This is a genomic window from Actinoallomurus rhizosphaericola (genome assembly GCF_024055675.1).
GTDB lineage: Bacteria > Actinomycetota > Actinomycetes > Streptosporangiales > Streptosporangiaceae > Actinoallomurus > Actinoallomurus soli.
This window is the reverse complement of sequence record NZ_JAMXMW010000001.1, coordinates 522,769-533,282: the sequence shown is the minus strand read 5'-3', so window position 1 is coordinate 533,282 and position 10,514 is coordinate 522,769. Positions and strand designations below refer to the sequence as shown.

At 72.1% G+C, this 10,514-nt stretch carries 15 protein-coding genes; 10 read left to right on the top strand and 5 right to left on the bottom strand.

Going from position 1 to position 10,514, the window contains the following annotated elements; genetic code table 11:
• Positions 1–18: 18 nt before the first annotated feature.
• Positions 19–918, bottom strand: a complete 900-nt coding sequence (locus tag NE234_RS02540) for an LLM class F420-dependent oxidoreductase (RefSeq protein ID WP_252776513.1) — start codon at positions 916–918, stop codon at positions 19–21.
• Positions 919–1,022: 104 nt separating this feature from the next.
• Here NE234_RS02540 and NE234_RS02535 point away from each other — a divergent pair, with 104 nt between their 5' ends.
• The 6 genes from NE234_RS02535 (at position 1,023) to NE234_RS02510 (ending at position 6,256) form a co-directional block, all read left to right on the top strand.
• Positions 1,023–1,835 carry an alpha/beta fold hydrolase gene (locus NE234_RS02535; protein WP_252776511.1) on the top strand — a complete coding sequence of 271 codons (813 nt, stop codon included), beginning with the start codon at positions 1,023–1,025 and terminating at the stop codon, positions 1,833–1,835.
• Positions 1,832–3,082, top strand: a complete 1,251-nt coding sequence (locus NE234_RS02530) for an LLM class flavin-dependent oxidoreductase (RefSeq protein ID WP_252776509.1) — start codon at positions 1,832–1,834, stop codon at positions 3,080–3,082. Before NE234_RS02535 ends, NE234_RS02530 begins: the two co-directional genes overlap by 4 nt.
• A gap of 6 nt (positions 3,083–3,088) precedes the next feature.
• Positions 3,089–3,964: a TIGR03619 family F420-dependent LLM class oxidoreductase gene (locus NE234_RS02525; protein ID WP_252776507.1), complete on the top strand. Its 876-nt coding sequence runs from the start codon at positions 3,089–3,091 to the stop codon at positions 3,962–3,964.
• 143 nt (positions 3,965–4,107) lie between these two features.
• On the top strand, positions 4,108–4,827 hold the full coding sequence (locus tag NE234_RS02520; protein ID WP_252776505.1) for a hypothetical protein: 720 nt from the start codon (positions 4,108–4,110) through the stop codon (positions 4,825–4,827).
• Between the two features lie 23 nt (positions 4,828–4,850).
• Positions 4,851–5,249 carry a BlaI/MecI/CopY family transcriptional regulator gene (locus tag NE234_RS02515; protein ID WP_252776503.1) on the top strand — a complete coding sequence of 133 codons (399 nt, stop codon included), beginning with the start codon at positions 4,851–4,853 and terminating at the stop codon, positions 5,247–5,249.
• Positions 5,246–6,256 (top strand): M56 family metallopeptidase, encoded by a 1,011-nt coding sequence (locus NE234_RS02510; RefSeq protein WP_252776502.1) that lies wholly within the window; start codon positions 5,246–5,248, stop codon positions 6,254–6,256. Before NE234_RS02515 ends, NE234_RS02510 begins: the two co-directional genes overlap by 4 nt.
• Positions 6,257–6,478: 222 nt before the next feature.
• Here NE234_RS02510 and NE234_RS02505 read toward each other — a convergent pair whose 3' ends face one another.
• Entirely contained in the window at positions 6,479–7,360 is an 882-nt protein-coding gene (locus NE234_RS02505; RefSeq protein WP_252776500.1) for a PhzF family phenazine biosynthesis protein, read from the bottom strand.
• A gap of 72 nt (positions 7,361–7,432) precedes the next feature.
• On the opposite strand from NE234_RS02505, the gene NE234_RS02500 reads away from it, so the two are divergent.
• A complete protein-coding gene (locus NE234_RS02500) occupies positions 7,433–8,362 on the top strand; it encodes a LysR family transcriptional regulator (protein WP_252776499.1) in 930 nt (309 codons plus the stop codon).
• A 168-nt stretch (positions 8,363–8,530) separates the two neighbouring features.
• Here the strand turns inward: NE234_RS02500 and NE234_RS02495 are convergent, their stop codons facing one another.
• From NE234_RS02495 to NE234_RS02485, 3 genes are read right to left on the bottom strand one after another with little or no spacing between them, the layout of a single operon-like run.
• Positions 8,531–8,752, bottom strand: a complete 222-nt coding sequence (locus tag NE234_RS02495; protein ID WP_252776496.1) for a hypothetical protein — start codon at positions 8,750–8,752, stop codon at positions 8,531–8,533.
• Positions 8,749–9,069: a hypothetical protein gene (locus NE234_RS02490; protein WP_252776495.1), complete on the bottom strand. Its 321-nt coding sequence runs from the start codon at positions 9,067–9,069 to the stop codon at positions 8,749–8,751. Before NE234_RS02490 ends, NE234_RS02495 begins: the two co-directional genes overlap by 4 nt.
• A complete protein-coding gene (locus tag NE234_RS02485; RefSeq protein ID WP_252776493.1) occupies positions 9,066–9,437 on the bottom strand; it encodes a hypothetical protein in 372 nt (123 codons plus the stop codon). The genes NE234_RS02490 and NE234_RS02485 overlap by 4 nt, the downstream gene beginning before the upstream one ends.
• A 7-nt stretch (positions 9,438–9,444) precedes the next feature.
• Between NE234_RS02485 and NE234_RS02480 the strand changes: the two genes are divergently transcribed.
• The 3 genes from NE234_RS02480 to NE234_RS45775 are packed head-to-tail and all read left to right on the top strand — an operon-like array spanning position 9,445 to position 10,204.
• Positions 9,445–9,996, top strand: coding sequence for a DUF5753 domain-containing protein (locus tag NE234_RS02480; RefSeq protein WP_308206835.1), 552 nt, complete (start codon positions 9,445–9,447; stop codon positions 9,994–9,996).
• Positions 9,981–10,091, top strand: coding sequence for a DUF397 domain-containing protein (locus tag NE234_RS45780; protein ID WP_406566924.1), 111 nt, complete (start codon positions 9,981–9,983; stop codon positions 10,089–10,091). Before NE234_RS02480 ends, NE234_RS45780 begins: the two co-directional genes overlap by 16 nt.
• A gap of 5 nt (positions 10,092–10,096) precedes the next feature.
• On the top strand, positions 10,097–10,204 hold the full coding sequence (locus NE234_RS45775; RefSeq protein WP_406566923.1) for a DUF397 domain-containing protein: 108 nt from the start codon (positions 10,097–10,099) through the stop codon (positions 10,202–10,204).
• Positions 10,205–10,514 lie beyond the last annotated feature (310 nt).

The window sequence follows — 10,514 nt, the reverse complement described above, 5'->3', positions numbered from 1 at the left end:
CCGAGACAGCCCGACGGGTTACTCCGCCTTAGACGCCGCTTCGCCTCTCCCGGCTCCCGAGACGACACGGCGAGAGCGTTCATCGGCGTACGCCGTCAGGTAGGCGTCGGTGTAGGCGTCGAGGACCGGGAGGATCTCTTCTCTCGGGCCCGAGGGGAGGCGGAGGACGACCTCCGCGATGCCGAGGGAGGCATAGTAGTCGAGCTTTCCCGGGGTCGGCTCGGTCCCGAAGGGGATGACCGGGACGGGATCGCGGCCGGCTCGGGCGCAGGCGTCGCGCAGGGCGGGCAGCGCCTCGCGGACGCCGGCGCCGCCGATGGGCAGCCAGCCGTCGCCGTACTCCGCGATGTGGCGGAACAGCGTCGGTCCCGGCGCGCCGCCGAGCAGGACCGGGATGCGCCGTGCCGGTTTGGGCCAGGCCCATGACGGGGCGAAGCGCACGAACTCCCCCTCGTACGACGCCTCCTCGCGTTCCCACAGGGCGCGCATGGCGAGGACGTGCTCGCGGGCGCGGGCGCGGCGGGTCTCCCAGCGCACTCCGTGGTCGGCGGCCTCCTCGCGGTTCCAGCCGAAGCCGACGCCGAGGGCGACCCGGCCGCCGCTGAGGTGGTCGAGGGTCGCGACCGCCTTGGCGGTGACGATCGGCTCCCGCTCGGCGATGAGCGAGACGCCGGTGCCCAGGACGATCCGCGAGGTGACCGACGCGGCGGCGGCCAGGGCCATGAGCGGATCGAGCGTCCGCGCGTACTCCTCCGGCAGGGCCGCGTCGCCGGTCGGCGGCGGGGTGGCGCGGCTCACCGGGATGTGCGTGTGCTCGGGCAGGTAGAGGGAGGCGAACCCGCGCCTCTCGGCCTCCACGGCGAGTTCGGGGACGGCCATCGCCCGGTCCGTGGCGAACATCGTGACGCCGAGCCTCATACGCCCTCCGAAGGTTATTCGACCAAGCGATTGCTCGGTAATTGTAGATTGATGTAGCGTGCGCTTGTTCGGGCACAGCCGGCAGCACGACGGAGAGGGGCGCCATGCCGTTCGCGGACCTCGCGGATCCGGGCCGGCCGGGAGGCGACGTTCGGCTGTTCTACACCGACGACGGGACCGGCGACCCGCCGCTCCTCCTCGTGCACGGCTGGGGCTCGGACTCCCAGGAATGGTCCTGGCACCTGCCGGACCTGGCGGCGCGCCGCCGCGTCATCGCCGTCGACCTGCGCGGCCACGGCAACTCCTCGGTGCCGCCGAGCGGGTTCCACCCGCGCGACATGGCCGCCGACCTCGTGCGGCTGCTGGACCACCTCGACATCCCGCGGGTCATCGGGGTCGGTCACTCGATGGGCGGCCAGATCGTCAGCATCCTCGCGGTCGAGCATCCCGACCGGATCACGGCGCTCGTCTGCGTGGACCCGGGCTACGGCCATCCACCCGAGATCTCCGAGGCCGCTCCGGCGCAGGTACGGGCGCTGCGGGCGGACGCCGGAGCCGCGCTGCGGATCGACGAGTGGTGCTACACGCCGGTCACGCCGCCCATGATCAAGGTGTGGCACGCCCGGCGGCTGCTCGCCATGCCGCCGCACGTGCTGGCCGAGGCGTTCGCGGGGCTGTTCACCGGCGAGGACCAGATCGGCAGCCGGCCGGCCTCCGACGACTACCTCAAGCGCCGCGAGTGCCCGGTGCTCACCTTCCGTTACGACCCGGCCCAGGCCTCCTGGGAGGAGTCGCTGTTCAAGCATCCCGCCTCGACGACCGTGACGTGGCCCGGCTCGGGGCACCGCCTCCACGAGGAACGCCCCAGGGAATTCCTGCTCGTCATGAACCGATGGATCAAAGGGGTTACGCAGTGAAGTTCGCCATCTTCCTCAATCCGCAGATTCCGGGGTCGGGCTACAGCGCCGAGGAGAACGCCAGGGCGAGGCGCCCCATCGGACGGGACACCGAGTCGTACCAGAAACTCCTGCACGAGGTCCGGGAGATCGCGGTGCACGCGGACCGGGTCGGCTTCGACGCCCTCATGATGACCGAGCATCACTTCCACTCCGAGGGCATGGAGTTCTCGGTCAACCCGCTGATGTTCCTCACCGACCTGGCGGCCCGTACGGAGCGGATCCTGCTGGCGCCGCTCGGCCTCGTCCTGCCGGCCTGGGACCCGATCCGCGCCGCCGAGGACGTCGCGCTGCTCGATCAGTTCTCCAAGGGGCGGCTGCGCCTCGGCGTCGCCCGCGGCTACCAGAACCGCTGGATGAACGTCCTCGGCCAGCGCTGGCACGCCGCGGCCGCCCGGTCCGACGGCTCGGCGTCCGACAACCGCAACTTCGACGTCTTCGGCGAAGTCCTGAAGATCATGAAGATGGCGTGGACGCAGGACACGGTGAAGTACAAGAGCGACGTCCTGGACTACGAGGTGCCGTTCCCGTACGACGGCATCGAGGGCTGGCCGGCCACCGAGTGGACGCGGACGTTCGGCGCGCCGGGCGAGATCGACGACGAGGGTGTGATCCGCTCGGTCGCCGTGTGCCCGCGGCCGTACCAGAACCCCTACCCGGAGCTGTGGCAGCCGTTCACGATCAGCGACCGGTCCGTGATCCGGGCGGCCCAGGAGGGCATCCTGCCGTGGCTGTTCACGCCGAACCCGGACGACCACGCCGCCAAGGCCCGCCTGTACCAGGAGGAGTCGGCCAAGTGCGGCAAGGACTACAAGCTCGGCGAGCACACCGGCATCCTCAAGATCGTCGGCATGGCGGACACGCGTGAGGACGCCATCGAGACGTACGGCCGGAACATGCCCAAGGACTTCGCCGCCTTCTTCGGCCCGTTCGGGTACCTGGAGGTCATGCGTAAGAAGGAGGACGACAAGCACGTCCCCATCAGCCCGGAGAAGGGCGATTTCAAGCGCATGAACGAGGTCGAGATGGCGCTGCTCGGCGGGCCGGACGACGTCAAGCGCGGCATCCAGCGGATGCTCGACCGGATGCCGGACCTCGAATGGTTCGGCCTGTACATGCAGGGCCAGCAGGGCGTGCTGCCGCTCGACACCGTCAAGCGGAACCTCGAACTGTTCGCCACCAAGGTCATCCCCGAGTTCGCGGACTGAGCGGCCATGGAGTTCTGGCTCGGCGGGTTCTGCGGCGCCGGGGAGTACGTCGGGCTGGCACAGGCGGCCGAGCGGCTGGGCTACGACACCCTGACCGTCTCGGACCACCTCTTCCACGCGGACTTCACGTCCCGCTACCCGTACTCCAGGACGGGTGAGCCGCCGTACGACGTGACCACGCACTGGCCGGACGTGTGGGTCACCATCGGCGCGATGGCGGCGGTGACCTCCCGGCTGAACTTCGCCACGAACGTCTACGTCGCGCCGGCGCGCGACCTGTTCACGGTGGCGAAGGCGGTGTCGACCGCGGCGGTGCTGTCGGCGAACCGCGTGCGGTTCGGCGTCGGCGTCGGCTGGTGCGCGGACGAATTCCGGCAGACGGGCCAGGACTTCCACACGCGCGGCCGCCGGCTCGACGAGATGCTGCCGGCCCTGCGAGCGCTCTGGCGCGGCGGGCCGGTCGAGCACCACGGCGACTGGTACGACTTCGGGCCGCTGAGCATCGCGCCGGTCCCCTCCGAGCCGGTTCCGGTGTACGTCGGCGGGGACAGCGACGCGGCGCTGCGCCGTACGGCCCGGTTCGCCGACGGGTGGATCGGCAACCGGATCTACTCGGAGGACCGGCTTTCCGAGCTGCTCGAACGCCTGTCCGCGCACCTCGCCGAGTACGGCCGCAAGCTCGGCGACCTGCGGGTCATCGCGCCGATCGCGGCGATGCCGAGCCCGTCGCTGTACCGGAAGTGGCGGGACCGTGGCGTCGACGGGACCATGGCCGCCCCCTGGCGGCTCGCCACCGAGGAGGAGAAGCGGCGCTGCTCCGGCCTGGCTCTCAAGATCGCCACGATGGAGCGCTTCGCCGAGGACGTCATCGCCCGGATGTAAAGCGCCGCTCGCCGGACACCGCGCCGGAGTCCGTGGGGACGTTCACGCGCCCGGAACGGGGCGCGCGACCCGACCCTCGATCACGGAGCGGAAGCGCGCTACTCTTCACCTAAGCAGCTTAGGTATAAGGGTGGAGGCGCGGGATGGCGAAGACGGACGGGCGCAGCGGGGAGGCGGCGCGCCGCCGGAGCGCGCGGGAGCGGCTCGCGGCCGAGCGGGCCGCCGAGGAGCACAGGCGGCGGCGTCGGCGGATCATGACCTGGGTGGCGGGCGGGGGCGTCGCCGCCGTCCTGGTGGCCGCCGGAGTCTGGGCCTCGACGTCCGATGAGAAGAAGAGCACAGGTGGTACGACCGCCCCCGCCGCGGCGGACGGCGCGGTGGCGGGCCGCCCGCCGTGGCCCCGCCCGGACGACACGGCCGACCGCGCCCGGAAGGAAGGGCTGGCCGTGGCCCCTATGGAGGGCACCGCCGTGCACTTTCACACGCACCTGGACATCCTGATCGACGGCAAGGCCGTGCCGGTTCCGGCCGACCTGGGCATCGCGGCGTCCGGCGACGCCATGTCCGAGCTGCACACCCACGACACCACCGGCGTGCTGCACATCGAGGCGCCCACGACCGGCAAGCGGTACACGCTCGGCCAGCTGTTCACCGAATGGGGCGTCCCGTTGAACGCCACGGGCCTCGGCGACCTCAAGGCCGACGGCACCCGCACGCTGACCGCCTACGTCGACGGCAAGCGGCAGACCGGCGACCCCGCCGCGATCGAGTTGGCACCCCACCGGGAGGTCGCACTGGTGTACGGACCGGCGAACGCGAGCGTCCGGGTGCCGTCCCACTACGACTTTCCGGCCGGCGAGTGACGGCCATGTACTATCCGGCTTAGGTGAAACGGAAGCGGGAGGGACCGATGCCGCGCTTCGGGGAGCTCGAGGCGGCGATCATGGAGGTGATGTGGTCGGCCGACAAGGCGATCACGGTCCGGGACGTCCGTGACCGGCTCGGCCGTGAGCCGACCCCCGCCTACAACACCGTGCTCACGGTGACGGAGATCCTCTACCGGAAGGGCTGGCTGGCGCGGGAGAAGCACGGCCGGGCCTTCCGCTACTGGCCGGCGGGCAGCCGCGACGACTACACCGCCCAGCTGGTGGCCGAGGCGCTCGACTCCGCGGAGGACCGTGCCGCCGCCCTCGTACGGTTCATGGAGAAGATGGAGCCGGGAGAGATGGCCGAGATCCGCCGCGCGCTCGACGCCGCCAAGGACGCCGACCGGCGGCCGCGATGACCGTCACGCTGCTCCTCCTGGGCCACGCCCTGCTGCTGGCGACCGCCGGCACGGCCGCGCTCCGCCGGGCCGGATGGCCGTCGCGCGCTCCCCGCCTCGCCGTCGCCGCCTGGCTGGGCATGTCGGCGTCCATCGTCGGCTCGGTGGTCCTGGCCGGGCTGACCGCCACCTCGGCAGCGGTCCGGGCCGGCGTCGCCCCGGGCCGGTGCTACGGTCCCGTGCACTGGCCGTGCGCGCCCGACACCCTCTCCGAGATGGGCGTCCTGGCCGCGGCCGGCGCCGTCGCCGCGCTGGCCCTGACCACTCGTACCGCGTGGTGCCTGCTCGCCGAGTTCCGCGCCGCCGCCCGTGAGAGAGGCCGGCGGCTCGACGCCCTCACCCTGCTCGGGCGCGCCGACGCCCGGCTCGGCGTGACCGTCGTCGACCACGCGACCGCGACCGTGTACTGCGTCCCCGGCCGCCGCTCCCGGATCGTCGTGACGAGCGGCGCGCTCGCGGCCCTCGACGACGCGCAGCTGAGCGCCGTCCTCGCGCACGAGCGCGCCCACCTGCGCCAGCGCCACCACCTCGCCCTGACCGCGAGCCGTGCGCTGGTCCGGGCGTTCGGCCCGCTCCCGCCCTTCACCGCCGCCCAGGCCCAGATCGCCTACCTGGTCGAGCTGGCCGCCGACGACGCCGCGGCGAGGCGGACCGGCCGCCTCACCGTGGCCGAGAGCCTACTGACGTTGTCCGAGGCCGTCCCGGCCGGAACGCCGGCGCCCGTGCTGGCCGCGGGCGGTACGGCGACGGGCGCCCGCGCACGCCGCCTCATCACCGGCACCCGGCCGCTCGGCCCCGCCCGCACCCTGCTGGGTCTGGCCGTCGCGGCGGCGGTCCTGACCGCTCCGCTCGCGGCCGCCGGCCCGGTCATCTCCACGACGGTGGCCTGCTGCGGCTCATCCGGGGTCCCGGGGACGGCGCCGGGTCACCTCCTCTGCCCGCAGGGGTGCGCGGACGGCGCGGCCTGATCCCTCAGCCCGCGCCGGTGGCGGGGGCGATGATCGGGCCGCTCCCGGTCACGACCGGCCGGAGTCCCGGCGCCGGCGCCCGGCCGAGTCCCGTGCCGGTCAGGGCGCCCGGAAGTGGCGCCCGGACGGAGGGACCGGATGGGACGGCTGCCCGGGGCGCCCGGACGGAGCGGCCGGACGGAGCGGCCGGACGGGGGCCGCCGGACGCGGCGGCCCGTCCGCTCAGTTCGTGATCAGGGCTCCTGTACCGCTCACCCGGATGCCCGAGGTCGCTCCGGCGGGCACGTCGACGAGGAGGCGGCTCGGGCGGCCCATGTCCTCCCCCTGATCGATCCTGACGCGGGCGGGTGGCGCGACGAGGTCCAGAGCGCGGAGGTACGCGCCGAAGGCCGCGGCCGCCGCGCCGGTCGCGGCGTCCTCGACGACCCCGCCCGGCGGGAACGGGTCGCGCGCGTGAAAGACGGTCTCGCTCTCCCGCCACACGAGCTGCACGGTCGTCCAGCCCCGGCGGGCCATCAGGTCGCCCAGCGCCTCGAAGTCGTAGTCGAGATCCGCGAGCCGGGCGCGTGAGCCGGCGGCGAGGACCAGGTGGTCGTTGCCCGCGTTGGCGATGCGCGGCGGGAGGGCCGGATCGAGTTCGGCCGCGTCCCAGCGGAGTGCGGTCAGCGCCGCGGCGAGGTCGGCGTCGTCCACGGCGCGTACGGCGGGGGCGACGCTGGTCAGAGTGGCCAGGGTCCGGCCGTCCTCGACGCGGGTCTCGACGGGCACCTCCCCGGCGGACGTACGGAACACGACGTCTCCGGGACCCTCGCGCTCGGCCAGCGCCACGGCCGTGGCGATCGTCGCGTGCCCGCAGAACGCCACCTCGGCCAGCGGGCTGAAGTACCGGATCCGGTACCGGCGCTCGCCCTCCTCGATCAGGAACGCCGTCTCCGAGTAGCCCACCTCGGCGGCGATCTCCTGCATCCGCGCCTCGTCCATCCCCCGCGCGTCGAGCACGACCCCGGCCGGATTGCCGCCGGCTCCGTTCAGGTCGAAGGCGGTGTACCGGAGGACGGCCGCCGGGGCCGCCTGACGCTGGATCTGCGATGCGGTGTTCGTCATGCCCATGATTCTGCGGGCGGGGATACCATCGCGTCCAACGATGAATATCGATCAGAGGGATCGAGAACTCCGATGGATACACGCCTGCTCCGCAGCTTCCTCGCGGTCGTACGCGCCGGCGGGATCACGGCGGCCGCCGCCGAGCTGGGGTTCGTCCAGTCGACGGTCACCACGCACGTCCAGACCCTCGAACGCCTGACCGGCACCCCGCTGCTCGACCGCCACCCCGGGGGCGTCTCCCCCACCCACGCGGGCGCGCTGCTCGCCGAACGCGCTCAGCAGATCCTCGACCTCGAAGACCGCATGCTCGCCGAGCTGACCGCCGACGCCGCCCGCCCGGCCGGCCCCGTACGGCTCTGCGCCCCCGAGTCGGTGTGCGCCTACCACCTGGCGCCGCTCCTGCCCGTGTTCCGGGAGCGGCTGCCCGAGGTCCGCCTCTCGCTGTTCCCCGCCGACACCCGGACCGCGCTGGCCGCGATCGCCGAACGCCGCGCCGACCTCGCCCTCCTCCTGGAGCCGTCGGTCGACACGCCGCAGGCCGACCTGGTCGGCCTGGGCCGGGTCGAGCTGTCCCTGGTCGCACCCCCTATCTGCGGCCTCCCCCGCGACCGCCCGATCACCCCGGCGGAGCTCGCGGCGGCGGGCGTTCTCCTATTGGAGGAGGGCTGCGCGTACAGCGACGACCTCGCCGCCCTGATGGCCGCCGCCGGGACGCCGGTGGCCCAGCCCCGGTTCGGCGGCGTCGAGACGGTGAAGCGGTGCGTCGCGGCCGGTCTCGGCCTGGCCCTGCTGCCGACCGTCACCGTCGCCGAAGAACTCGCCGACGGCCGTCTCGTACGGCTACGTCCTCCCCACCTCGCCGAGCAGCGGCTCTGGCTCCTCCGCCCCCGCTCTCGCTGGCCCTCGCCCGCCATCCAGGCCGTCCGGAGTCTGCTGACCGACCTCGTGCCGGACAGCGCCGAGGGTTTCGGCGCCAGGGACAACGACGATCCTCGGCGTTGATAGCGGGCCCAGGCCGCCCGAACTCACCGGCCGCCGCCGCGCCCGGTCACGCCGACGATTTCGGTGGCACGGGCAACGACGATCCTCGGCCTTACTGGCAGCCCGGACCGTTCGGACCCTGCTGACCGAGGCCGTTCCGGCCGGAACGGCCTCACCGGACCGTCGCGGTCAGGTCCGCGCTCTGACGATCGCGCCGGTCAGTTCGTCGGGGTCGGCCGCCTCGACCAGACACCACCGGCCGCGCGCGGGGAGCATCGCCCACCAGTGCCGCGTGTGGGGACCGAACCAGAGCACGGTGTCCGGGAGCCGACGCCGCAGGATCACCGTCAGCTGCATCTCCGAGAGCGCGCCGTGCGGCCAGAAGCCGAGGAGCGTGGGCCGCGCCGTCACGCCGTCGCCTCCGGACGGACCCCGTCCAGGCGCAGGACCGAGACGATCCGGTCGGCGGCCGCCTCGACGTCGGCCGCGGGGCCGAGGGGTTCGTACTCCGACGGCGCGTCCCGGGTGGGTCCGGACCAGACCCACCACCACAGCAGCCGCCCGTCCTCGTCCGGCCGGCACACGACCGCCTGCCGCAGGCCCGGGCTCATCGCCCTGCCCACTGGGTCGTCGCCGTCGACCGCCCGGTTGACGGCCCACACCATGCTCGTGCCGACGACCTCCGCGGCGAGCCCCCGCGCGGCCAGAGTCCGCGCGAGGTCCCTCACGAGCGACCCGACCATTGCGGCTTGCGGTGGTATTTCCATTTCGCGCGACCCTCGCTTTCCGAATTCGCTGAAATCCGGTCACAGATTCGCGCGGACCGATTACGCTCAGCCGCCAACGACAACCAACCGCAAATCACCTCCGCTCCAGCGATTTCCACCGCCGACCGGAGGTTGGGAATCGTCAGCTCGCCGACGCCCTCGGCTGCACCGGCCAGTGGGTCGGCGCGGTCGAACTCGCCGACAAGGCCCCCTCCGAGGCGTTCGCCCAGGACCTCGACACCTACTTCCGAACGAACGGCTCCTTCCACCGCCTCTGGAAAACGATCAAACGCTGCCAACCAAAGGACGGCACCGCCTTCCTGGTTCAAACCCTGGATTTCGATCGAGCGAAAAGCGAAGGTTCTCAGGTCCTGGCAACCGCTAGTGATCCCCGGTCTCCTGCAGACCCCTGCTTACGCACGAACGATCCTCAAGAGCAGGCCCGGAATCACCGATGAGCAACTGGAGAAACAGGTCACGGCACGGATCGAGCGACAACAACTCCTAGCGGTCGACAACCCACCGCTGCTTTGGGCGATCGTGGATGAGAGCGTCCTCTGGCGACTGGTCGGCAGCGAGGAGATCATGCGGGATCAACTCGCCGCTCTCATCGAGGCGGCAGCGGTCAACCATGTCACCGTCCAGGTCGTGCCGAAGGAGAGAGCCGGAACGGCTGGCTTGTCCGGCCCATTCGTGATCGCAACGATGGACGGAGAGCCCGACGCCATTTACCTGGATGACGCCGCCGAGGGGCGCGTCGCAAGCAATTCATCAGAGATCACGGAAATCCTCAACTGGTATGATGCGATTCGCGCGGACGCACTTCCCACCCAAGCGAGCGTCGACCTCATATCGAAGGTGAGGCAGGACCGATGGATGCGGTTGTGACCGTGACCGAGTGGCGCAAGTCCCGCTACAGCTCTCCGAACGGCGGTGACTGCGTAGAAGTCGCCGCCCTGACCAGCCACAAGGCTGCGGGGTAGCCGGTATGGCCGTCATGAAGTGGCGGAAGGCCAGCCGCAGCTCTTCCAACGGCGGCAACTGTGTCGAGGTCACCATCGTGACGGCCGTGCGGTCTGAGGCTTCGGCGGCTTAGCGCCGAGGGTTTCGGTGCCGGGAGCGACGACGATCCTCGGCGCTGATGGCGGCTCAATGCCGCCGAGCGTAGAAGTCTCGACCAACACGACCGGCGGCGTCTCGATTGCCGAGATCGTCCCGTTCGCAGGCCGGATTGACGGCGTTTCACGAGCGTTCGGCGCTCGCCACGCCTGATCACGGCGACCGAGGCCGGGTCTGGCCGGAAGTGAGGGAGACGTCCTTGTCCCGCGCCGCCATGGCGGGCGACCGGGGCGGGGCAGGGTCCGGTGGGTGAGCGGCGGTGTGAAGCGTCAAAGGGGCCCTGAGCC